This is a genomic window from Acinetobacter sp. CIP 102136 (assembly GCF_000369685.1).
Taxonomy (GTDB): Bacteria; Pseudomonadota; Gammaproteobacteria; order Pseudomonadales; family Moraxellaceae; genus Acinetobacter; species Acinetobacter fasciculus.
In genome coordinates this window covers 1,976,281-1,997,754 of sequence record NZ_KB850142.1, presented here as the reverse complement: position 1 = coordinate 1,997,754, position 21,474 = coordinate 1,976,281, and the positions used below count along the sequence as shown (strand labels likewise).

Below are 21,474 nucleotides of genomic sequence, written 5' to 3'. Positions count from 1 at the left end.
CAATAACTTATTCATGAATCAATCCTTGAGATTTAGCCTGATTAAACAAAGCTGCTGAACGTGTACCACTTCGGCAAACCATCAAAATCGGTTTAGGCAACTCATTATAATATCGAGCAAATTCTTCAATATTCGCCTGAGAAAGTTGGCCACTCATTACAGGCTGATAAATCACACTCACTTGAGATTTCTCTGCAATGGAGCGTAATTGACTCACCGTGACACTATTACCAGTTTCCTGATCAGGACGATTTACAATCACAGATTTGAAACCTTGTTGAATCAATTGCTGGAACTTGTTGGTGGTCATTTGCCCTGAAACACTGACTGTAGAGGTCAGTGCATGGCTTAGATTATTTGCAGCAACAACCAGTGAGGCACAGCTTAAACAGCTGGCCAGTACCACACCTTTCCAGAACAAATTAGTCATCCAGCAGATCCATCTGTTTTGCCAGTTGATATAAGTTATTCGAGCGGTTTCCAGTACGACAGAACATCAAGATCGGTTTTGGTAACTCATTATAGTGATTGGCAAAAGTGCGTACATCAAGCTCAGTAATCTGACCGGCTACTACTGGCTGGAATACATAATCCAGACCGGCATTGCGTGCAGCTTCCTCGATTTGTGCACTGGTCGGCTGCTCGGAACCCCCTTCCATGTCCGGACGGTTGTTGATAATCGATTTAAAACCTTTCTCAACCACTTGAGTTACGTGTTCCGGACCAATTTGACCAGCAAAACCTACATTTTCGCTCATGACGCCACTCCATCATTTCATTTATATCGATATGCTTTATGATAGCATTAAGCTGAAAACATGCTGAACCTGTTCTGAAATTTTTATAAATGATGATAACCATAAGATAACGCAATGGAGCGCGTATGCAGGCTTATACAGTTGAACTACTGTATGTTAAAAGCGGTCAGGACGTGATTGCTGCAGATTTTTATCGGCCTAAAAATATAGAAAAACCGGCCGTGATCTTGATGGCTCATGGTCTGGCTGCCTTACGTCAATTTAAACTGGTGCAATATGCCCAGCGTTTTGCCAGTGCCGGCTATGCGGTGGTTTTATTTGATTATCGCTATTGGGGTGGTAGCACCGGACGCCCGCGTGAACTGGTGTCGATTAATGCCCAGCTCGATGACTGGCGAACCATGATCAGACATATTCAGGAACGCAAATCGATTGACAGTAAACGGATTGTGCTCTGGGGTACGGCCTTAAGTGGTGGGCATATATTGACGCTTGCAGCGGAGCTGAAAAATATTCAGGCGGCGATGGTACAGGTACCTTTTGTCGATGGGGCTGAAAGTGCCCAACTATATCCTTTACAGCAACTCCCCAAGGCGCTTAAAGTTTCCAGTCAGGATTATATGGGGGCCAAGGTCGGTATGGCACCGAAGACCTTACCTGTGGTTGACCCGCATGAACTCTGTTTTATGCCGACGCAGGACAGTTATGAAGGCTATCTGTCGATTGTCAATCCGGATTATTACTGGAGTGGTCACATTCCTGCACGGGCATTCTTTCAGCTGATGCGTTATCGGCCAATTCAGGAAGTAAGAAAGATTAACATTCCAGTCCTGTTTATTGCGGCAAAACTGGATAGTCTGATTCCCATTGAATCCAGTCGTGAAGCTGCGACCAATATTGCACCATTTGTGCAATATCATGAGTGGAATATCCGGCATTTTGATATTTATCATGGGGAATGGTTTGAAAAAGCAGTTTCGACCCAATTAGAATTCTTACATCAACATATTGGAGTGCGCTAGATGATTATTGTATGTCCGGAATGTCTGGCCAAAAACCGTGTCCCTGAAGATAAACTCACTGCCAACCCTGCTTGTGGTCAATGTCATCAAGCCCTGATTCCACTGGTACCAATTGAGCTGAATGAGCAGAATTTCAGCCAGTTTGTCACGCATAGTGACTTGCCAATCCTGATTGATCTCTGGGCAGAATGGTGTGGTCCCTGTAAAATGATGGCACCGCATTTTGCGACGGTCGCGAAGCAATATCCAAATGTGGTTTTTGCAAAAATTGATACAGAAGCGAATCCTCGCTTAAGTTCGGCATTTAATGTTCGCAGTATTCCGACGCTGGTGTTGATGAATAAAAGCAACGAAATTGCTAGAATAAGCGGTGCATTACGGTCAAGCGAGCTGCAAAAATGGCTTGATCAGCAGTTAAATACCCAACCCTAATTCAAATGCCTGGAGTGAAAGTGTCAGATTCTCAAGTAAGACCAGAGGGGATTCTTTCCCTACAGACGATCGCAATGCCTGCAGATACCAACTGGAGTGGTGATGTCTTTGGTGGCTGGATCGTTTCACAAATGGACTTGGCAGGCGCGATTCACGCAGAGCGATTTTCAAAGGGACGTTGTGCCACGATTTCAATTAACCAGATGACGTTTCTGGTCCCGGTGAAAGTCGGGGACGTGATTAGTTGTTATACCAAAATTTTAAAAGTTGGCAAGACATCTATCCAGATGGAAATCGAGGTTTGGGACAGTCATGATGATTCACGCCCACCAATTCGGGTAACTGAAGGGGTGTTTACTTTCGTTGCGGTAGATGTCAAAGGTAACAAACGTCTGATTCCAGAAGAAGCAAAACAGAAGCTTTTAGAATCCCAAACAGCACAATGATGACTTGAAATAAAAAATCCCAGATTAATGATCTGGGGTTTTTTTTGTCTGTATTGATATCAGGTCTGCTTCAATTGCTTTTTGGCAATCCAGGCCCAGAGCATCTCGCATTGAATCGGTGCTTCACCTGATTCATCACTTACCATAACATGAACCAGTGTTTCACCTTTGTCTGAACTTTGCATAAGCCGTTGCTGTTCAGTAGTCAAGGTAGCAACTGCCGTCAGGGCACCTTTGGTCGGACGTTTAAAGTCTACTTTTAGACTCTTAATCAAAACCACTGCGCTATCCGGTACATTCATTGCGGTTACAAATCCTGTTGCTGTTTCTGCCAGCAGGGCCATTGCACATGCATGGATTTGTCCGATATGGTTCTGCATGGCTTTATGATTGGCCATACTTACTACCACTTTGGACGCACTCATTTCCTCATAACGAATCTTGGCAGAGCCGACCATCGGGACCACCCGGCCAAAAGTTTTACTTAACAAAGCAGTACGAATGCCTTGCGGTAATCGTGCAGTGGCTTTGACTAATCTGGCTAATCGGTTGTTCTTTGCCATAATTCCTTCTTCAAGACACAGGATAGTCTTAATCTTTAAAGTTATTGAACTGTAAAGGCAAACCAAATTGCTGTTCTTTCAAGAATGCCATTACTTGCTGCAAGGTATCGCGTTTTTTATCAGTCACACGAATCTTGTCGCCCTGAATAGAAGATTGCGCCTTAATCCCACTTTCTTTAATGGCTTTATTAATTTTTTTTGCGGTATCTGAGTCAAGACCATCTTTAAGCTTGATCACCTGAATCACATTTTTGCCAGAAGCCGTCATTTTTTGTGGGTCAAGCGCCTGAATATCGACTTTGCGTTTAAAGAAATGACTTTCCAGCATGCTATAGACTTGTTCACACTGGAAATCACTTTCAGTCGAGATTTTGATTTCCTTGTTTTTTTCATTCAGTTCAATAGAAACGTCCTGACCACGGAAATCAAAGCGGGTCGCGATTTCTTTTTGGGTGTTTTGAACTGCATGATTTACTTCAAAAATTTCTAATTCAGAAACAATATCGAAAGAAGGCATAGTTTAGACCTTTACAAAGGGAAAGAATATCTGAGATGCTAGGGATGTTTTCTTCATTTGCCAAGTGTTGTTTACATCAAAGGAGTGCGCAATGATCCGTAAACAAGAAATTACAACATTTGAGTTCCCAGAAAATGCAATTATCTGGGATGTACGCGATTCAAGTGCTTTTGCTGAAGCACACGTGAAAGGGGCGGTGAATCAGCCCATTAACGATCTTTCAGCAGAAAGCCTAACTCAGGTGTCAGCGGATCAACCCATTTACATCTTGTGTGGTGGGGGCAGTAAAGCTCCACGTGCTGCGGAAAAACTAGAGGGTTTTGACAGCTCACGTGAATATGTCATTCTGATGGGTGGTACTCGTGCTGCCCGTGATGCAGGCTTACCGCTTGAACAGGGTGTATAAGCATTCTGTCAAAAAAAGCGCCGCAAGGCGCTTTTTTAATGGGTGAGATTTAATGCCTCCCAACCTCCCTTTTCTAAAGGGAGGAGCTACATCTATTCTATTTATTCATAAAAATAGAGAAAAGTCCCCCCTTTTTTAAAGGGGGATTTAGGGGGATTCATTCAAAATAGTAATTAAATTTGTAGCTTAAAATACGGTTTCTTCATTTTCACTTTCTTTTGAAAACGGGTCACACTGAGTTTTTTTACTAAACTGGATGGAACTGGACAGGCTTCGCCGAGAATCTGGGCTGCCAGAATTTCACTACAGAGTGGTGCAAACAGAAAACCTTTGGAGCCTAGACCGGCAAAGCTGTAAATTTCCTGATCCGATTTCATTTTACCCAGTAGGGGGAAATAATCCTGACTTTGCGCGCGTACCGATGCACGACCTTGCCAGGTCTCGGTAGAAGCTAATGATTGTGCATATTCTGGGAATACACTGTGGATCAGTTCGTAGTTATGCACATGGTCTTCTGCTAATACCTCGATATCATCCCGACCTGGATAGAAAGAAGCACCCAAGATTAGATATTCAGCATCCAGTTGCATACAATAGCCGCCATAACTATAAGCTGTATTCTGGCTTAAAGGTTGCGCTTGATTATTAAGCCAACTGACCTGTCCGCGAATCGGTTTCAAAACTGGATAATCTGCAAAGAATTGTGCTGTTTCTCGCGCAGTACAGACAATGACATGATCAAATTCACCTAGATCCTGTTCATCTGAAAAGAGCTGAGGTTTTGTAGCCGCTTCAATATGGCTAATTTTGGCCTGTTGATATTGAATATGAGGATGCAGCAAAATCTCCTCACGCAGTTGATGAGGTGAAACTGCACCAGCTTCTAATAGTTTTAAACTTGGAAATTCGGTTTGAACCTCTTGATCTTCTGTATCTTGTACAGCAAGAATTTCTTCAGGATATTCATCTGCTAGTCCCAACAGCTGTTCAGGATTTTTTAAGGCAAGCTGATTGACCTGAAGCGGGCGGAAAGCTTTAAATTTTTGGTAATGATTTAAGGCATGTTGCCAGGCCAATGTCATCAGATGTTCAGCACTTTGCTCAACCGGACAGAGTTTGGGATTGAGCAAAGCCAGTGGATTGCCAGAACCTCCTGAGAGTGGCGCTGACTGGTCGTAAATCGTGACTTGATGACCACGTTGAGCGAATGCCCAGGCTGTACTTAAACCGGCGATTCCAGCGCCAATCACAGCGATTTGACGAGGTCTGATATTGGTCTTTGTATCTCGCTCAGTTTTTTTTTGAGTTGTTTCCTGCGCTGAAGATGGGTTGCTTTCCTCAGCCGGATTCCAGATCGCTTTCAGCATTTCACGCTTATGCTTAAAACCACGTGGGCGGGAAATTGAAATCCCATGATTTTTTAAGCCACGTTTTAAGACGCCAGCAACACTGAAAGAGGCGAAAGTGGTACCGATCTCGGATAAACGTACAATATTATTTAAAACATTTTCTTCCCACATGTCTGGATTGCAGGAAGGCGCAAAACCATCCAGGAACCAAGCGTTCACCGGCGCAGTTTTTTCAATTACCGGGAAAACATCATATGCATCACCCAGCCATAGATCCAGACTGAATCGCTCTTCAGGAAAACTGAGACGATGACAGCCGGCAATTGGCATCGGATATTGAGAGATGAGTTGATGAGCTAAAGGCTTGAGTTCTGGCCAGGCATTTAAGGCTCGAATCAGATCGGTTTTAGAAAGAGGGAATTTTTCAACTGAAATCGCATGCAGATGACTGTGATTGTCCGGACGCACCTGTTGCCAGAGCTGCCACAGGGCCAGAATATTTAAACCAGTACCAAAACCCGTTTCACCGACACAGAAATATTCAAAAGGTTTTAAATCTGCCAGACGCGTACTGAGATCATTGCCATTTAAAAAGACATGCCGGGTTTCCAGCAAGCCATTGTCTTTGGAAAAATACACATCACCAAATTGCTTGGATACAGGCACATCAATACCATCCACCAATTGCCAATCCAGATCAGCAGTTTGAATTGCGTGTGACAAAACGGGTACAACCTTAAAGATATCGGGAAGGGCTATAGCTTACCATTGACGGCGACGTTTGGTATAAACATAGCTCGCGATCAGGAAGCCGAGCAATACCCCCACAGCCAGGGTTGCAGCGCCGTAGAGGAACATCTGGGCACTGCGTTCGCTTTGCAGTACCTGTACCTGAACCCCTAGATTGTCATTCTTGAGCTGCAATTCCTGATTTTGCGATAGTGCTTCCAGATTGGCTTTTTCCAGTTGCTGCAAACGGGTGGCCTGATCTTTGACTAAGGCTTTTACCTTGGCATCTTGCTGGGCTTTGAGCTTGGCGATTTCTTCTGCGGTTAACGGTTTATTTTCAGCAGGTGTCACCGATTGGGCAGAAGACGCTACGGCAGGAATAATGGCAGGTTTCGGCGTAGACTGGGTTTGGACAGTCACTGCTGTCCCTTGAGGTTGTGCTGTCTGATTTCCCTGAGTCACAGGAGCAGGCGCAACTTCGACTGCCCATACTGGAGAAATCATAAAACATAGGCCAATGATACTGGCAGTAACAACACGCATGAACCTTATCCTTGAGGGAATGCTTTATTGAATGGTTTGACATCGATGTGTTCGTACACCCCTTCTTTTAAGAAAGGTTCATCCTGTAGCCATGTATCCAGCGCTTCACGACTGTCAAAATCGACAATAATGGTACTGCCATAAAAACCGGCCTGTGGATTGGCTGGATCTTTAGGCATGGCACCTGCAACAATCAGGCGACCTTCAGCATTTAACTGTTCCAGACGTGCAAGATGTTGTGGACGAATCGCGAGGCGTTTTTCAACTGTACCTTCCCGATCGGTACAGCTAACGACGAATAATGGCATGATGACTCTCAATCGTTTGTAGTTGGACTTATTCAGCGGTCTTAAAGTATTTGCGCAATACAATAAACTGAATAATGATAAAGGAAAACATCACGATCATGTCACCGAATGCGGTAAATTCGCCCCAATATTTTCCATCCATCCACAAATAGGCGAAAAAGGTATGCAGAAATGACATCAGTACGAACATGGCAACCCAAGCATAGTTCAGCTTGAACCAGCCTTTTTCGCTTAGATTGAATACTGGACCAAATAACCGCTGGATCAGAGGCTTTTTATCCTTGCTAAACCAAGGGGATAAGAAAAAGACACCTGCAAAGACCAGATTCAATAACACGGCTTTCAGACGAATATAGAAATCATCGCTGAGGATCAGAGTGATGCCACCAAAAATCACCGTCATAAACAAGACAATCCATTGCTGCTTGTCCAGACGGAATTTTTGTATGACAAATAACGCACCATAGACGACCAACATGGAAATAATCAGACCTGTGGTTGCAACAAGAATATTATTATTGTCGACACCCCCCGCAGAACCGATCAATTGCAGCAATTGATGGTCAGTGTCTTTTGGATCTACAGTTTTATATAAATAAAAGAAAATAATGAGTGGCACAAAGTCTAAAAGTGCTTTCATGTTAGAGTATCTAAATCTGATCAAATAAATGTCATAGTATAGAGATGCACGGCGTAGATTTACATACACATAGTAATATTTCTGATGGAACTTTCAGTCCTCAGCAATTGGTCGAAGCGGCTGTGGAAAAACTTGTCCATACTTTGGCCCTGACGGATCATGACACCATGGACGGTTTGGTATTGGCGGAAGAAGCTGCCAAAAATCATGAGATTAAGATCATTTCCGGGGTGGAAATATCCAGCCAATGGTCACGTCCTGCCACCAAGAAAAACTATGGCGTGCATATCGTCGCGCTAAATATGCAAAATCCTGAGCCTTTACAAAAAGCCCTCAATCAGCAAAAGAAAATCCGGGCTGAACGTTCTAAACAGATTTGTGATCTGCTGGTTCCTTTAATTGGTGAAGATATTTATGCTGATGTACTGGTCAAAGTCGACCATATCCCTGATCGGGTGACACGGACCCATATTGCCAAAACGCTGGTAGAAAAGGGGATTGTGACGCGTCCGCAACAGGCTTTTGATAAATACATCAAGGAAGGTAAGAAAGCCTATGTCAAATTTGATGGCTTGAGTCTGGAAGATACCATTCAGGTAATTCATGAAAGTGGCGGCTTCGCCGTGCTGGCACATCCGACCAAATATGATTTATCTGCGACCAATATTCGCTACCTGATCGAGATCTTTGCCAAGTTCGGTGGAGATGCCGTCGAGCTGCCACCGGCGATTGAACCAAGTTCCACCCGGCAGATGGTGGATCGAATGATTACTGAATATGATCTTAAAGTTTCGATTGGCAGTGATTTTCATGGCGATCACATGCCCTGGATTAAACTGGGCAATGTCCCGAGTCTTAAACCGGGGCAGGTCGGGATTTGGGAGAGTTTTGTTTAGTCATTCCTTTACCTCGATCTTTTTCATTTGAGAGAAGATTTTCCCTTCGCTACTAATAACAAAGGGCGAGGAGAGAATTATAAATTAAAGCAAATTATGATCTTGAGCCTGAATCGGTGGTGGCGTCGGTTTACCTAAAGTCCCTAACAGTTCAATTTCAATCGTACGTACCATCGAGTCCAGCGGCAAGTCATTACTCTGAGTACCAAAAGGCTCTTCAATTTCCGAACTTAGAGCATCTAATCCTAAAAAGGTATAAGCCAAAATTCCAACCAGTAAAGGCGTAAACAGACCAAGCGTTGAACCTAAACTAAAAGGTAAAATAAAACAGAAAAAATAGACGGTACGATTGAGCAAGACCGAATAGGCAAAAGGCAAAGGCGTTGTTGCAATCCGGTCACAACCAGTCTGGACAATACTTAGTTCTGCTACATGATTATTCATCTGCATATAGATGATGTCGGAGATTTCACCTTCTTTGAGCGCCTGCATTAACTCCCATTGAATCAGGCTTAAGGTATATTGCGGCGCATTGGCCTGCTGATAGAGCTGGGTCACAGCCTGCTGGCTCATGCCGCTGGTTTCCACAAGTTCCGTCGGATTGGCTGTCTGATGGCGTAGCCGGTCACGGAGGACATTGGCAAAGACAATCACATGCTGAATTACACGTTCACGGCGACCTTGAGACAGCATCCGGCAATCACGGTCAAAATGACGTGAATTGGCAATCAAAATGCCCCAAAGTTTGCGCGCTTCCCACCAGCGGTCATAACAGGCCGAGTTCTTAAATCCGAGAAAGATCGACAGTACCACTCCAATCAGGGTAAAGCCGACCAGGGGTAATTCTGGAAAACGAAAATAACCAATATGTGACAAGCCACCGATGATGGCTGACATCAGCATCACTACGCCTAAAGGTGGCAAAACTTTAGGTAAAATCGTCCCCCGCCAAGAAAACAGCAGTTTAAAAACAGTCGGCTGGTCACGTACGATCATTTATTGGAATCATCACAATTTTTTTCATGATCTTGTGGAGTTGTGCCTGCTTTGTCAAGTGCTATTCAATACTGCATTTCCGGTTTGATGAGTTGCTGCTCAGCAAAGGAAAAGCTGCCCTCCAAAGCAATGATGCAATGGTCGATTAAATGGATATCTACCAGCTGGCAAGCCTGTTGAATCTGGCGGGTCAATGCCAGGTCAGCCTTGGATGGAGAGGGCCGACCCAGCGGATGATTATGTGCAATGACAATTGAGGTTGCCTGCTGGCTAATGGCATAACGTAGCAATTGATTAATAGAAATATCACATGCATTGATGGAGCCATAAAACAGTTTTTTAAAGGCAATTTTTCTTAAACTGGCATCCAGACACAGCACGGCAAACACTTCCTGAGTTTCACCGAGCAGTTCAAAACGTAAGTAATCTCTCAACCGCTTGGAATTGGTAAGTTCCAGTGCATCCTGTTTCAGGTGCTCGGCTATGTAACGCCGTCCCAGTTCCTTGACGGCCATCAGTTGGGTATATTTACTGATGCCCATGCCATGAAACTGGCTGACTTCCTGTAAAGGTGCATCGAGCAACGCAGTCAAATGACCAAAATGTTGAATCAGCAATCGCGCCAGATCAACTGCCGAATGTTGCTGGGAACCCGAACGCAGAAAGATGGCTAGTAGCTCGGCATCGGACAGACTTTCTGCACCATATTGAATTAAGCGTTCTCGCGGCCGTTCTTGTTCTGGCCAGTTTTTAATAGAAAATTGCATAGTTATTAGACTTATTTATTATGAATTATCAGTTTTCCCGCAAGCCGATCTCTTGGGAATGCGATTATTTAATGCTATTGTGAGCCCCACTGCAACAGCAAGGTAATCTGTTTGTGAGCTTTGATCTAAGTGTAATTCCTCATAAAAATATCATTTTGGCTGTCACTGGCGGTATTGCTGCCTATAAAAGTGCAATTCTGGTTCGCCGTCTGAAAGATGCCGGATTTGATGTGCGGGTCGTCATGACTCACGGTGCACAGGCTTTTATTACACCTTTAACTTTTCAAGCCTTATCGGGCAATCCCGTACATACCGAATTGCTGGATACTGAAGCAGAAGCAGGCATGGGCCATATCGAACTGGCACGTTGGGCAGATCTGTTGCTGGTAGCGCCAGCCAGTTGTGACACCCTGGCAAAATTTGCCGCAGGTCTGGCTGATGATCTGCTCAGCACTTTATATCTGGCAACAAAAGCACCCGTCTGGGTAGCGCCTGCCATGAACCAGCAAATGTGGGCAGCCAAAGCAACGCAGCGCAATCTTGCGACACTGATCGAAGATGGTGTGCATGTGATCATGCCGGACGCGGGATCACAGGCTTGTGGTGATGTAGGTTTGGGACGTATGCCGGAGCCGGAAGATCTGGCACGTCAGGTCACAGAATATTTCCATAAGGCTCAGCGCGCGATTGCAGAAAAATTTGGCCTGCTGGCGGGCAAGCAAGTCACGATTACAGCTGGTCCAACCCGTGAAGCGATTGACCCGGTACGTTATATTTCCAACCATAGTACCGGGAAAATGGGTTTTGCATTGGCAGCAGCCTGTTATGCAGCCGGAGCAAATGTCACCCTGATTGCAGGGCCGGTCAGTCTGGAAACCCCAAATGGTGTGAAACGTAAGAATGTTTCTTCTGCTGTACAAATGCTGAATGAAAGCATGCAGATGCTGGAAAATGGTTGCGATATCTTTATTGCGACAGCTGCAGTAGCCGATTATCGTGTGGCAGAAGTAGCCGAGCATAAGATCAAGAAATCCGGGGATGAGCTGAATGTAGCCTTGGTGAAAAATCCGGATATTGTTGCCACTATTGCCCAGCAGGAAAAACGTCCATTTATGGTCGGTTTTGCTGCAGAAACCCGCAATATTGAAGAATATGCTGCTGGAAAGCTGGTCGCGAAAAAGCTGGATATGATTGCCTGCAATGATGTTTCACGTGCGGATATCGGATTTGCTTCAGATGAAAATGCCATGACAGTATTCTTTGCCGAGCATTATCAGTTGGACAAACGTGATCTGGAAAAAGCCTCCAAGCAGGAGATTGCCCAGCAGTTGATCGAAGCCATTCATGATGCCTTGCATCGTGATCCATCCAGTGATGATGATTTTTAAAACGATCTGTATCGAAAAAGCCCTGAATCCATCAGGGTTTTTTTATGGCTGATTTTTTATCATTAATTCAAAAAAACTATATAAACCATAAATATTTAGTCTTAATCGAAGCGCTGTTTGTTTATTGTTTTTGCAAAAAAGCATAAAATGGGTCACAGAATAAACAAAGATAAAAATACTGCATATATCGACTATAAGCAGGAAGTGGAAAGAAAAAAGAGGGGCGCTATGAAAAAAATCATGATGTTATGGATGGTCGCCTGTCTGGCTGGATGCAGTTATTTTGTCTCGATGGATGAACTGGCCAGAAATATTCAAACGCAGATGCAACGTGAATTTAATTCCAATCGAGATTATCAACACTATCGTTTTACCGTGAAAAAGGTCAAAATTGTCCAGCGTCAGGGGAATGAGTTTCAGGCCATTTCTCATCTGAATTATCAGGGTGAGGAATATCCCATTCATGTAAAAGTCTTTAAGGTGGATGGGGGATATAGTTGGTCGATTGAAGATGATGCCTTTGCTTTTATTGATGAAATTGAAATTGAAAAATATCGTCAGCAACTGGATCGGGAATTACAGCAACTGGCCTCAGCCTTGGATGATCTAGAGCCTGTAGATGAACCAAATCAGAATATCTCCGGCTCTCTGATCACACCAGTAGCTGAACCTGCATTACAAGACGTTTCTTATCAGGAAGAGCCGATTCCGGTCGGCAATATCACGGCGTATACACAATAACTCATGCGCAATCGCCATAAAAAAGCACCGATGATCGGTGCTTTTTGTGTTTAGGATTCAACTTGTTGATGTTCACGTACATAATCTTCAGTACGCTGCATCGCTTCCTGAATATTAAAGAGAGCAGTTTCTACATCTTTCAAGGTTTTGGCATTGCCACCGCTTAAAGCCTGACGCCATTTGCGTGCACCCGGCAGGTTCTGGAACAGTCCCAAAATATGACGGGTAATAATCGACAACGGTGCATCTTCGGCCATGCGCTGGGCAATATAAGGCAGCATCTGTTGCATAATGTCAAAACGGTCTGGTGCATCCAGATTCCACAGTTGGCCCAGTTCAGCCAGTAAGTAAGGATTATGATAGGCTTCGCGGCCAATCATCACCCCATCCACATGTTGGAGATGTTCCAGCGTTTCGGCATAGGTTTTAATTCCGCCGTTGATCTCGATCAGCAGATCAGGACGATCCTGTTTTAAACGGTAGACATCTTCATAACGTAGGGGTGGCACGTCACGGTTTTCTTTAGGTGATAGACCTTTTAATAAAGCAATACGGGCATGCACGATAAAATTATTGCAGCCGGTTTTGGCCACGGTATCGACAAAATGCAACATCTCTTCATAAGAGTGCATATCATCAATACCGATCCGGTGTTTTACGGTCACTGGAATATCCACCGCATGACGCATTTCAGCAATACATTCTGCGACTAGATCAGGCTCCGCCATCAGACAGGCACCAATTTTATTATTCTGTACCCGGTCACTTGGGCAACCTACATTTAAATTAACTTCATTATAGCCCCAATCCTGTGCCATCTTGGTACAAGTGGCTAGATCTTTTGGATTCGAGCCGCCGAGTTGCAACACGATTGGCTGTTCTTCCGTATTAAAGTCCAAATGACGTTTGGCATCACCGTAAATGATTGCACCCGTGGTGACCATTTCGGTGTACATAATCACATTCGGGTTAAACAGACGTGCAAAGAAACGATAGTCTTTGGTGGTCCAGTCCATCATCGGCGCAACACTGATTCGAGGATTCTGTGTGTTGCTTGGTTTTGATAAAATACTCATTGAAAATCAACCTATTGAATCAGTGTTGTGTTGAATTTATTTGCATCTATTTCATCTTTTTTTGCTCTTTTTAAAATTTGATTTACGCCATAAATACGCCATAATAAGTAAAAATATCATAAGGCGTAAAAATGGGTACAATCACGCAGCGTAAGTTAGTCAATGGATCAATACGCTATCGTGCTGAAATTCGAATCAATCGAAAAGATTTACCAATATATAAAGAAAGTAAAACATTTGGATCGAAGAAAGTTGCAGCAATTTGGTTAGCAAAAAGGGAAGCTGAAATAGAAGAAAATCCTGAAATTTTGTTTGGTCAAGAAGATGTAATAGATCTAACTCTTTCTAACGCTATTTCGAAATATTTGGCGGAAGTGGGAGCTGAGTATGGACGAACTAAAACATATTCACTCAAACTTATTCAGAAGTTTCCAATCGCGCGGCATGTTATCACAAAAATTAAATCGACTCATATTGCGGAACACGTAGCTCTACGCAAAAAAGGCATTGAAGATCTAAGACTCGCTCCTGTTGCATCTAGTACACTCCAGCATGAGCTTTTACATATTAGAGGGGTGCTATCTCATGCAGCGGTAATGTGGGATATAGATATTGATCTAAATTCTTTCGATAAGGCAACAGCACAATTAAGAAAGACACGCCAAATTTCATCAAGTCAAAAAAGAGATAGGCTTCCAACGAATGAAGAGTTGGCGGCATTGACGAAGTATTTTGTCAATAAATGGAATAATCCTGCTTACAGTTATCCAATGCATTTGATTATTTGGTTTGCAATTTACTCATGTAGACGTGAGGCGGAAATAACTCGAATGGAATTAAGTGATTTTGACATTCATAACAACTCATGGAAAATACGTGATTTGAAAAACCCAACAGGCTCTAAAGGGAATCATAAGGAGTTTAATGTATTACCTCAGTGTAAAAAAATTATTGAGCTTTTATCGGAGCAGGAAGTTAGAGCTAGAATGTTGAAAAGAGGCTATGGCGATGAATATCTGATACCTCTTAGTCCAAAAACAATAGGTGGTGAATTTAGAAAAGCTTGTAAGTTGCTTGGAATAGATGATTTAAAATTCCATGATTTGAGACATGAAGGGTGTACCCGTTTAGCTGAGCAAGGTTTCACTATCCCCCAGATACAGCAAATTAGTTTGCACGATTCATGGGGGAGTTTGGAAAGGTATGTATCAGTTAAACGAAGAAAACAGACCCTTAATTTTGAGAATTCGTTAGAGCTGACTTCGTAAAAATTTCATACTCTTTAGCTTGTTCGTTGTAACGTTTGTCTAAAACAAAAGCTAAGTCAAAAATATCAACTAAGTATGGTGATTTTTGACTTTCATCTATCTTGTAGCAAATAAATGGAAATTCCTTTTTTCTCGCTTTTTCTAATATTTTTGCTTTACTTAGATGGGGGTAATACATGGCTGCCACTTGTTCAAGAGTGGGAGTCATGGTTTTAAATTGCATGAATAAATAATCTGATAAATTCATTTGTACTTTGTTCATTTGGTTACTCTTTTAAAAGTTAATTCTTGAATCTTTAGTCATACAACTAAGGTATAGCTAACAAAATTCACTGAAATAATTGTAAATGAGATGAAATGGGTAATAATTCTGAAATAAGGGGAACTTTTTTAAGAATACACACTTATGCCAAAACTTAACGATTTTCAAAACAGCACAGTCAGACTATTAGATTATTTATATTTTCATGATGTGGCAGCCATGCAGAGCTTCTCAGAAGAGAAGTCAAGTATATATAGTCAGTTATTAGCAGGGCAGAGTAAAACTTGAAGTGCGACATAAACCACCTAATTAATTTAAAGGGTTTATGGAGTATATAAAATTGTCATACCATCATCTTAACTTTGAAGATCGTACTGCATTAATGCTTGAGTCAAGAAAAGAAGGCTTTTCAGCCAGAAAATTTGCTGAACTCATTAAAAGACATCCTAGTACGATCTATCGTGAGCTTAAAAGAAATAGCATCAATGACGTTTATCAAGCTCAATATGCTTCTGATAACACCTTCGCTAGACGTAGACGTGGTCACAGAAAACTCAAAATCGATTCAATCCTCTGGAAATTTATTGTTGAAGCGATCCGTTGTTTATGGTCTCCTCAGCAAATAGCAAAGCGTTTAAAGACATTTCCTGATTTGGATCAAACAATGAATGTAAGCCATACAACGATTTATTCAACGATACGAGCATTACCAAAGGGTGAGTTGAAAAAAGACTTATTATCCTGTCTGCGTCATGAAAATAAAAAGCGAAAAGCTAACGGTGAACCTAAAAAAGATTCTATATTACAGGATATTAAAACTATTCATGAGCGCCCAGCCGAAGTTCAAGAAAGAAAAATACCGGGTCATTGGGAAGCTGATTTAATTAAAGGTAAAGACAATAAAAGTTCGATAGCAACACTTATTGAACGAAATACACGGCTCTGTATCTTGGCAACATTACCTGATGCAAAGGCAGAATCAGTGCGCAAGGCTTTAACTGAAGCTCTGAAATATTTACCTGCAGAACTGCGTAAAACGTTGACCTATGACCGTGGACGCGAGATGGCAGAACATAAAATACTTGAAGAAGATTTAGGCATAGATGTATATTTCTGTGACCCACATTCACCCTGGCAAAAAGGCACATGCGAAAATATGAATGGTTTAATTAGGCAATATTTACCTAAAGGGATTGATTTAAATCAGGCAGATCAGCATTATTTAAATCAAGTTGCCATGTCACTGAATACTCGTCCTAGAAAAGCGTTAGATTGGCTTACACCATTAGAGAAATTTGCTCAGCTTGTTGATTATCATAAGACTTTTCAAACTGTCGCACCTCATGTTTGAATTCGCCCAGCTATTGATTTATTGGCTTATCGAAGGTCTGAAGGCGCGTTGATAGGGGAACATTACAAACATTTGTTATTAATAGGAGTAGATTTTGAGTTAACTTTTGGAAAGGGTGAATTAATTAAAGATGATATCTATTTTAAAATGCAAGAAAAATATCGTGCCTACCTAATTCAACAAATAGAGTTATTGGGTTTTCAAATAGAACATTATAAGCAAGATTTAAATGAAGTATTAATCCAAATTCCAATCCAGTCAATTACTAGTGCTGCTGCATTTAAAATTGTAAGTCAAGTTCTATATTTTGAGTACGATAATATAACTATAGGGGTACTTAGTAAATTTCTAGATTTTAATTTTTTAACATTAGCTAAATATCAAAAAAAGAATAAAGTCATCAATGAGAGTTTTTTAAATAAACTTTTCTATAGGGCGATGTTATTTCTAGAGTTTGACGTTTTTAAAAATAACTTAATTGCAGAGTATTATTCCGAAGATCAAATTGTTAACTTAAATGATTTGGAAGATTATGAAAAAGTAGCAGCTGCCATTAAGGCTAGGGGGAAGGCCAAGTCATTAAAGGGGATTGAATATGATGGATTTTATAAGCTAAAGACTAAGAATGATCTGAACAAGTTTCTAATAAATATTGAAGAGCGATTAGGACATAATCCTATTTTCTCAGATAGTTCGGCTAATTGGATTGCCTTAATCGGTGCATGGCATTTGATACTTAAGAAAGGTAATAATCTCGATAAACCATTGTTCAAAGAGTCCCCTCAATATGTTGTGGACTCGGATATCTCATGTGCCAAGCTCGCAAGAAAAAAATTAGCTGAATTTGGTTTCTCTGTGTCTGAAAAAACTATATTTGACTGCTATGATCGTGTCTATGAAATTTACAGGCTTATACGTATAACTATAGAGTGCTTGGTGGAAGAAAAAATGTATGGAATGAACGAAAGAGTTTTTATTCATGATTTTTACTATAATCCGAATTCTAATGCATTCTTCAAGAAGCAGTTACAAGCAGCTAAGGCTAAACTTTAAAATATTAGAGCATGCTTATTTATACAGGTTGAATGAACAAACACTGTTTGAGAGCGCTATTCAGTCCAGTTGTGAACGAATTAAATTTGTTTAATCCCGATCCCATTGAACGGCAGCTTGCTCATGTGTCACAGAACAGAATTCGCTCGGCATATAACCGAGCGCAATATTAACCAAGGGGGTCAGTTTTTAAATGCCGTTAGGGGGTCATTTTTACACTACCGATAACAATGCTATTTATCGAATTAGAAATCTTTAAAAATAGGCTATTGGCATCAAATGCAAAAATGTCGCAGCTGGTAGATTTGAATAATTTAAGTGACCATGAAAAAGTCATTGCAGTTATTAAGTCTAACGCCAAGTTGGAAGCTTTGGAAAAGTAGATTATCAGCGTATCTATACTATTGATCGGCTCTGTTGCATAAATATGTAAGCATCTGATTTAAATAAATTTAATTTTGGATCAAAAAATAATCAAAACTTTTTAAATCATATAGTTATGAAATCTTTGTGCAACAAAGCCGGTCTGCACGCACAAACCCAATCTTAGTTATACAATGGACTAGATTGGGTGTGACTGGTGGAGAGATTATTTTTACAAATATAGGTTTTCTCCATCGACTGAACAGCATTCTTTGGCATAGGTTTCATTGATGAGTCTTTCGATCATTTGCTCTTCTGACACACCATTCTTGAAAGCTAATGTAAGCAACGCTTCTCTAGCTCTTTTAGTTAATGCGTAATAGTGAGGTTTTTTCACCTTTTTCTCCTCACGGTGCTTTTTTTGATACCACGCGTTAGATAATTTTTTTCTTAAAGCATAGTGAATATTTTCATCTTCATAATAGATAATATCAAATATTGAGTTAATTAAAGTCTCATACTCAGATACATGGGATGCATCTCTTCTGTATCTTCTAAATTCTGAGTTTTCATTAATATACTTTTTAGCCCATACAAGAAAATCAGAGCATGGTGATTTAAAGTGATTGTTGAATTTTGTGTATATTTTGTCAAATCGATAATATATATTTTCAATTGATCTAGAATCTTCATAATAAATAGGGATTGTATAAGCCAGATAAAGAAGCTGGAAGTATAGGTTTTTTATATCTAAAATTAAGCGATCTCCTTCTTTTTCATGCAAGACTTTGCATGCAAATTGTAAGAATCTTTGATTATCTTTAATTTTATTAAAGTCAAAAGAATGTATTTTGATTCTAGATTGAAAATCCTTTAAATCACGTAAAAAATAATAGATATTATCATCACTACTATTATTCATTTCATCAATTATAAATTTACTTATGTTCCTGAGTTTATCTAGGCTGTTCAGTTTTGCGATGTCTTTTTCTATAGCATCGTTGCTCTCCCGTATTCTGCGATAGTTATCAATATTTGGGCGATGATAGACATATAGTGCCCAGATAAGATCTTCATCTCGAAGTTGTGTCAGGAATGATTTAAGATTGTCTAGTTCAGAATTGCGCATTTTGTATCCTGTTTTTAAAAAGCTTACGTCATACTTTAGGTAATAAAAACAATACTTTCTACTAAGTTTTTCACTCTATTTCCCCTTGTTTTGCACTATATTTTTAAAAGCTTTCTACTAAGGGATAAGGGGGGTATAAATAAACAATGTTTAGGCAATATAAGTTTTTAATTTAATTTTTTTATAACTAAAATTAGGTACTAAAACGATATAGTCTAAAATTCATTTTATTCCTTAATTCTAGCTTTTTTGAGACTAGAGCCTGCATGAATTTAAGCGTAGAGCAGGGAGGAAAAGTTTTTCATGTGGAGAATAGGTACTGTACTACAGGAGGAATTTGGACTCCCTAAAGCTTTGGTTATTAATCTAATCGTTTATTAGGTAACACTTTATTGTAAAGTAAACGTATATATAAGTTGACAAAAATAACTAATGATGCGAAAAGGTTTTTTTAGTTAACAGATGTTCACACATGCCTAGAATTGTTTCTGTACCACTTAGTTTAGAACAGCGAGAACGACTCATTTTTCTGGTCAAGCATGCAAAACATTGGCGTGAAAGGCAACGTGCCCAAACTATTCTCTGGCTTTCCGAAGGTAAAAGCGTTGCGGAAGTTGCCACTCTACAAGAACGTATCCCAGAAACCATAAGGCTACAACGCCGACGTTGGGAATTGTATGAGTTTGAATCGATTAAAGAAGGTCATCGCTCAGGTCGACCCAATACATTGATCTCAGACTATCAGGCGAAAATCCTAGATTGGGTCAATACAAGTCCACTCAATGCAGAACAAATCCGAGTCAAACTACATGAAGAATACGAAGTGTCCGTGTCTGTTGAAACCATTCGTAAGTTTTTACGGGATTCAGGTATGGTCTTCAAGCGTACCCGTCATAGCTTGAAAAAAAAGAGATCCGATTGCATTTGAACAAGCAACACAGCAGATTGAAGAATTACGAGAGCAAGCGGCACGTGGTGAAATTATATTAGGTTATGTTGATGAAACAGGATTTTCATCTACACCTGATAACCGCTATGCGTGGACAAAGATAGGTGATGTTCATGCGGTTGATGCAATAAGATTAAAACGAGTTAATGTCATGGGGTGTTTGCTTTCAACGGGGAAACTGGTGACTAGTTGTTTACAAGAGTCAGTGACAAGCACTTGGTTTTATGCCTATTTAACTGGAATAGCTCAACAAGTAAAACAGACGTATAACCTTCCATTGGTTCTTATTGTTGATAATGCCTCGATTCATAGAAGTAAAAAGATGGCTGATTACAGAGAGCTACTTAAAACTAACTTTTCGACGAATCTGTATTTTATTCCAGCTTATAGCCCTGAGTTAAATCGAATCGAGATGGTATGGAAGCAGATGAAATATTATTGGCGAGATTTTCAAGTCATGACAGCTGACAAAATAGAGCAATGGGTGGAGAAAGTATCAAACCAATTCGGAAAAGAATACATGTTTACTTTTTAATGACAACTTATACTGAATTCCCTATCTCTTATGTAACTGTCACACACATAGGTTTAAACATGAGAGTTTTAATTAATCAGGAAAAACTTACACTTGAGATTGAGAAATTTTTAAAGCGTTTAAAAAGAGAACGTACAAAATGGGATGGATTCTATTCGCAGCTTACTAACCTGTTATTAGGCTTTAATGATATTTATGATCCCGATGATGAATACACAGGTTATCTTAAATTCTTTGTAATTCTGAGATATGACTTACAGAGAATAGACTCTGGTTATTTGGAACTTATGGATGAGTTAAAGATAATTGGGTACAGAGAGATAAGAAAATGGTTTTTAGATTTATTTGAGCTTTTCAAGAAAGATTATGAAACTATTGAAAAACAGAAAGATGAAAATAAAATTGAAGTGCAGGAATATTGTAGGTCAATACTTAATAAATGCAGTCGAATATTAGTTGCTCGTGTAGACTTGGGTTATTTGCAAGAACATTCTAGTCGAATCAGAGTTGAAGATATTTATAATGACTTAGATATACTGCTTAACCGTATCCAAAATAAAGATGGCATATTTAAACATGTGGTCGGGTATATATGGGGAGTGGAGCAAGGCGGTAAAAGTAAAGGTTTTCACTGTCACTTAGCAATCATTTATGATAATGCCTATCGTGATGGAAGCGCAGCATATTGGGGGGATGAAATTATTGAGTTATGGAAGGATATTACTAGAGGTTATGGTCAAGGCTATAATTGCTGGAACCGGGAACGTGTAGCGAAACTTCGAAGAGAGAATAAGCTGGGGATTGGTGTGATTTATCGTCGTGATTCAACCCAAGTGACAAATTTCATTGAGGCAATGCAATACATTGCTGATCATCACAAACGTACTCTTCAATACTTACGTGTAAAGCCAAAAGGACGAAGAGTATTTGGTAAAGGTCAGTTAAGAGCGCAGTATGATAGACGCTAAATGAAAATAATCTCAGATA

At 40.6% G+C, this 21,474-nt stretch carries 26 protein-coding genes and 1 pseudogene; 14 read left to right on the top strand and 13 right to left on the bottom strand.

Annotated features, from left to right (window positions below; genetic code table 11):
- Nucleotides 1-7: 7 nt before the first annotated feature.
- The gene (locus tag F893_RS14985; protein WP_005252921.1) at nt 8-430 is read right to left on the bottom strand and encodes a protein tyrosine phosphatase family protein; all 423 of its coding nucleotides are present in this window, start codon (nt 428-430) and stop codon (nt 8-10) included.
- Complete coding sequence (locus tag F893_RS14980; protein WP_004281596.1) at nt 423-758, bottom strand: protein tyrosine phosphatase family protein; 336 nt, start codon at nt 756-758, stop codon at nt 423-425. The genes F893_RS14985 and F893_RS14980 overlap by 8 nt, the downstream gene beginning before the upstream one ends.
- A 125-nt stretch (nt 759-883) precedes the next feature.
- Between F893_RS14980 and F893_RS14975 the strand changes: the two genes are divergently transcribed.
- Genes F893_RS14975 through F893_RS14965 form a run of 3 tightly spaced genes read left to right on the top strand, consistent with a single transcriptional unit; the run spans nt 884 to nt 2,658 of the window.
- Nucleotides 884-1,780 (top strand): alpha/beta hydrolase, encoded by an 897-nt coding sequence (locus F893_RS14975; protein WP_004281597.1) that lies wholly within the window; start codon nt 884-886, stop codon nt 1,778-1,780.
- The gene (trxC, locus tag F893_RS14970) at nt 1,781-2,212 is read left to right on the top strand and encodes a thioredoxin TrxC (protein ID WP_004281598.1); all 432 of its coding nucleotides are present in this window, start codon (nt 1,781-1,783) and stop codon (nt 2,210-2,212) included.
- 5 nt (nt 2,213-2,217) lie between these two features.
- Nucleotides 2,218-2,658 carry an acyl-CoA thioesterase gene (locus tag F893_RS14965; RefSeq protein ID WP_153566559.1) on the top strand — a complete coding sequence of 147 codons (441 nt, stop codon included), beginning with the start codon at nt 2,218-2,220 and terminating at the stop codon, nt 2,656-2,658.
- Between the two features lie 59 nt (nt 2,659-2,717).
- On the opposite strand, the gene F893_RS14960 is transcribed toward F893_RS14965, so the two are convergent.
- Nucleotides 2,718-3,221: a DUF4442 domain-containing protein gene (locus tag F893_RS14960; protein ID WP_005252918.1), complete on the bottom strand. Its 504-nt coding sequence runs from the start codon at nt 3,219-3,221 to the stop codon at nt 2,718-2,720.
- A gap of 28 nt (nt 3,222-3,249) precedes the next feature.
- Nucleotides 3,250-3,738, bottom strand: a complete 489-nt coding sequence (locus F893_RS14955; RefSeq protein WP_004281601.1) for a YajQ family cyclic di-GMP-binding protein — start codon at nt 3,736-3,738, stop codon at nt 3,250-3,252.
- 91 nt (nt 3,739-3,829) lie between these two features.
- Between F893_RS14955 and F893_RS14950 the strand changes: the two genes are divergently transcribed.
- Entirely contained in the window at nt 3,830-4,144 is a 315-nt protein-coding gene (locus F893_RS14950) for a rhodanese-like domain-containing protein (protein ID WP_005101788.1), read from the top strand.
- A gap of 173 nt (nt 4,145-4,317) precedes the next feature.
- Here the strand turns inward: F893_RS14950 and mnmC are convergent, their stop codons facing one another.
- The 4 genes from mnmC to F893_RS14930 are packed head-to-tail and all read right to left on the bottom strand — an operon-like array spanning nt 4,318 to nt 7,713.
- The gene (mnmC, locus tag F893_RS14945) at nt 4,318-6,216 is read right to left on the bottom strand and encodes a bifunctional tRNA (5-methylaminomethyl-2-thiouridine)(34)-methyltransferase MnmC2/FAD-dependent 5-carboxymethylaminomethyl-2-thiouridine(34) oxidoreductase MnmC1 (RefSeq protein ID WP_005252916.1); all 1,899 of its coding nucleotides are present in this window, start codon (nt 6,214-6,216) and stop codon (nt 4,318-4,320) included.
- Nucleotides 6,217-6,255: 39 nt separating this feature from the next.
- Nucleotides 6,256-6,765 (bottom strand): SH3 domain-containing protein, encoded by a 510-nt coding sequence (locus F893_RS14940; protein ID WP_005252915.1) that lies wholly within the window; start codon nt 6,763-6,765, stop codon nt 6,256-6,258.
- 5 nt (nt 6,766-6,770) lie between these two features.
- A complete protein-coding gene (locus tag F893_RS14935) occupies nt 6,771-7,073 on the bottom strand; it encodes a YciI family protein (protein ID WP_004281605.1) in 303 nt (100 codons plus the stop codon).
- A gap of 28 nt (nt 7,074-7,101) precedes the next feature.
- A complete protein-coding gene (locus tag F893_RS14930; protein WP_004281606.1) occupies nt 7,102-7,713 on the bottom strand; it encodes a septation protein IspZ in 612 nt (203 codons plus the stop codon).
- A 44-nt stretch (nt 7,714-7,757) separates the two neighbouring features.
- On the opposite strand from F893_RS14930, the gene F893_RS14925 reads away from it, so the two are divergent.
- Nucleotides 7,758-8,609: a PHP domain-containing protein gene (locus F893_RS14925; RefSeq protein WP_005252914.1), complete on the top strand. Its 852-nt coding sequence runs from the start codon at nt 7,758-7,760 to the stop codon at nt 8,607-8,609.
- Nucleotides 8,610-8,693: 84 nt separating this feature from the next.
- On the opposite strand, the gene F893_RS14920 is transcribed toward F893_RS14925, so the two are convergent.
- Nucleotides 8,694-9,605 (bottom strand): bestrophin family protein, encoded by a 912-nt coding sequence (locus tag F893_RS14920; RefSeq protein ID WP_005252913.1) that lies wholly within the window; start codon nt 9,603-9,605, stop codon nt 8,694-8,696.
- Between the two features lie 65 nt (nt 9,606-9,670).
- Nucleotides 9,671-10,372, bottom strand: a complete 702-nt coding sequence (radC, locus tag F893_RS14915; RefSeq protein WP_005248144.1) for a RadC family protein — start codon at nt 10,370-10,372, stop codon at nt 9,671-9,673.
- A 113-nt stretch (nt 10,373-10,485) separates the two neighbouring features.
- On the opposite strand from radC, the gene coaBC reads away from it, so the two are divergent.
- The gene (coaBC, locus tag F893_RS14910) at nt 10,486-11,760 is read left to right on the top strand and encodes a bifunctional phosphopantothenoylcysteine decarboxylase/phosphopantothenate--cysteine ligase CoaBC (RefSeq protein ID WP_005252912.1); all 1,275 of its coding nucleotides are present in this window, start codon (nt 10,486-10,488) and stop codon (nt 11,758-11,760) included.
- A 228-nt stretch (nt 11,761-11,988) separates the two neighbouring features.
- Complete coding sequence (locus F893_RS14905; RefSeq protein WP_005252911.1) at nt 11,989-12,501, top strand: hypothetical protein; 513 nt, start codon at nt 11,989-11,991, stop codon at nt 12,499-12,501.
- A 50-nt stretch (nt 12,502-12,551) separates the two neighbouring features.
- Here the strand turns inward: F893_RS14905 and dusA are convergent, their stop codons facing one another.
- Complete coding sequence (gene dusA, locus F893_RS14900; protein ID WP_005252910.1) at nt 12,552-13,577, bottom strand: tRNA dihydrouridine(20/20a) synthase DusA; 1,026 nt, start codon at nt 13,575-13,577, stop codon at nt 12,552-12,554.
- Nucleotides 13,578-13,708: 131 nt separating this feature from the next.
- Between dusA and xerC the strand changes: the two genes are divergently transcribed.
- Nucleotides 13,709-14,845 carry a site-specific integrase gene (gene xerC, locus F893_RS14895; RefSeq protein ID WP_005252908.1) on the top strand — a complete coding sequence of 379 codons (1,137 nt, stop codon included), beginning with the start codon at nt 13,709-13,711 and terminating at the stop codon, nt 14,843-14,845.
- On the opposite strand, the gene F893_RS14890 is transcribed toward xerC, so the two are convergent.
- A complete protein-coding gene (locus F893_RS14890; RefSeq protein WP_004281614.1) occupies nt 14,811-15,107 on the bottom strand; it encodes a pyocin activator PrtN family protein in 297 nt (98 codons plus the stop codon). The two genes, xerC and F893_RS14890, sit on opposite strands and share 35 nt — an antisense overlap.
- Before the next feature lie 382 nt (nt 15,108-15,489).
- Here F893_RS14890 and F893_RS14885 point away from each other — a divergent pair, with 382 nt between their 5' ends.
- The 3 genes and pseudogenes from F893_RS14885 to F893_RS18330 form a co-directional block, all read left to right on the top strand.
- Nucleotides 15,490-16,458, top strand: coding sequence for an IS30 family transposase (locus F893_RS14885; protein ID WP_081398964.1), 969 nt, complete (start codon nt 15,490-15,492; stop codon nt 16,456-16,458).
- Between the two features lie 72 nt (nt 16,459-16,530).
- On the top strand, nt 16,531-17,511 hold the full coding sequence (locus tag F893_RS14880; protein ID WP_212749306.1) for a hypothetical protein: 981 nt from the start codon (nt 16,531-16,533) through the stop codon (nt 17,509-17,511).
- Between the two features lie 47 nt (nt 17,512-17,558).
- A pseudogene (locus tag F893_RS18330) lies at nt 17,559-17,684 on the top strand (integrase); the annotation flags it as partial.
- A gap of 422 nt (nt 17,685-18,106) precedes the next feature.
- Here F893_RS18330 and F893_RS14875 read toward each other — a convergent pair.
- A complete protein-coding gene (locus F893_RS14875) occupies nt 18,107-19,003 on the bottom strand; it encodes a hypothetical protein (RefSeq protein ID WP_005252890.1) in 897 nt (298 codons plus the stop codon).
- A 472-nt stretch (nt 19,004-19,475) separates the two neighbouring features.
- On the opposite strand from F893_RS14875, the gene F893_RS14870 reads away from it, so the two are divergent.
- From F893_RS14870 to F893_RS14860, 3 genes are read left to right on the top strand one after another with little or no spacing between them, the layout of a single operon-like run.
- Nucleotides 19,476-19,931 (top strand): helix-turn-helix domain-containing protein, encoded by a 456-nt coding sequence (locus tag F893_RS14870; RefSeq protein WP_004647755.1) that lies wholly within the window; start codon nt 19,476-19,478, stop codon nt 19,929-19,931.
- Entirely contained in the window at nt 19,921-20,487 is a 567-nt protein-coding gene (locus F893_RS14865) for an IS630 family transposase (protein WP_108675453.1), read from the top strand. The genes F893_RS14870 and F893_RS14865 overlap by 11 nt, the downstream gene beginning before the upstream one ends.
- A gap of 59 nt (nt 20,488-20,546) precedes the next feature.
- A complete protein-coding gene (locus F893_RS14860) occupies nt 20,547-21,455 on the top strand; it encodes a YagK/YfjJ domain-containing protein (RefSeq protein ID WP_004281617.1) in 909 nt (302 codons plus the stop codon).
- Nucleotides 21,456-21,474 lie beyond the last annotated feature (19 nt).

Coding starts and splice junctions, on each gene's coding strand:
- F893_RS14985 (WP_005252921.1), bottom strand. CDS start 430: ATGACTAATTTGTTCTGGAAAGGTGTGGTACTGGCCAGCTGTTTAAGC.
- F893_RS14980 (WP_004281596.1), bottom strand. CDS start 758: ATGAGCGAAAATGTAGGTTTTGCTGGTCAAATTGGTCCGGAACACGTA.
- F893_RS14975 (WP_004281597.1), top strand. CDS start 884: ATGCAGGCTTATACAGTTGAACTACTGTATGTTAAAAGCGGTCAGGAC.
- trxC (WP_004281598.1), top strand. CDS start 1,781: ATGATTATTGTATGTCCGGAATGTCTGGCCAAAAACCGTGTCCCTGAA.
- F893_RS14965 (WP_153566559.1), top strand. CDS start 2,218: ATGCCTGGAGTGAAAGTGTCAGATTCTCAAGTAAGACCAGAGGGGATT.
- F893_RS14960 (WP_005252918.1), bottom strand. CDS start 3,221: ATGGCAAAGAACAACCGATTAGCCAGATTAGTCAAAGCCACTGCACGA.
- F893_RS14955 (WP_004281601.1), bottom strand. CDS start 3,738: ATGCCTTCTTTCGATATTGTTTCTGAATTAGAAATTTTTGAAGTAAAT.
- F893_RS14950 (WP_005101788.1), top strand. CDS start 3,830: ATGATCCGTAAACAAGAAATTACAACATTTGAGTTCCCAGAAAATGCA.
- F893_RS14940 (WP_005252915.1), bottom strand. CDS start 6,765: ATGCGTGTTGTTACTGCCAGTATCATTGGCCTATGTTTTATGATTTCT.
- F893_RS14935 (WP_004281605.1), bottom strand. CDS start 7,073: ATGCCATTATTCGTCGTTAGCTGTACCGATCGGGAAGGTACAGTTGAA.
- F893_RS14930 (WP_004281606.1), bottom strand. CDS start 7,713: ATGAAAGCACTTTTAGACTTTGTGCCACTCATTATTTTCTTTTATTTA.
- F893_RS14925 (WP_005252914.1), top strand. CDS start 7,758: ATGCACGGCGTAGATTTACATACACATAGTAATATTTCTGATGGAACT.
- F893_RS14920 (WP_005252913.1), bottom strand. CDS start 9,605: ATGATCGTACGTGACCAGCCGACTGTTTTTAAACTGCTGTTTTCTTGG.
- radC (WP_005248144.1), bottom strand. CDS start 10,372: ATGCAATTTTCTATTAAAAACTGGCCAGAACAAGAACGGCCGCGAGAA.
- F893_RS14905 (WP_005252911.1), top strand. CDS start 11,989: ATGAAAAAAATCATGATGTTATGGATGGTCGCCTGTCTGGCTGGATGC.
- dusA (WP_005252910.1), bottom strand. CDS start 13,577: ATGAGTATTTTATCAAAACCAAGCAACACACAGAATCCTCGAATCAGT.
- xerC (WP_005252908.1), top strand. CDS start 13,709: ATGGGTACAATCACGCAGCGTAAGTTAGTCAATGGATCAATACGCTAT.
- F893_RS14890 (WP_004281614.1), bottom strand. CDS start 15,107: ATGAACAAAGTACAAATGAATTTATCAGATTATTTATTCATGCAATTT.
- F893_RS14885 (WP_081398964.1), top strand. CDS start 15,490: ATGCTTGAGTCAAGAAAAGAAGGCTTTTCAGCCAGAAAATTTGCTGAA.
- F893_RS14875 (WP_005252890.1), bottom strand. CDS start 19,003: ATGCGCAATTCTGAACTAGACAATCTTAAATCATTCCTGACACAACTT.
- F893_RS14870 (WP_004647755.1), top strand. CDS start 19,476: ATGCCTAGAATTGTTTCTGTACCACTTAGTTTAGAACAGCGAGAACGA.
- F893_RS14860 (WP_004281617.1), top strand. CDS start 20,547: ATGAGAGTTTTAATTAATCAGGAAAAACTTACACTTGAGATTGAGAAA.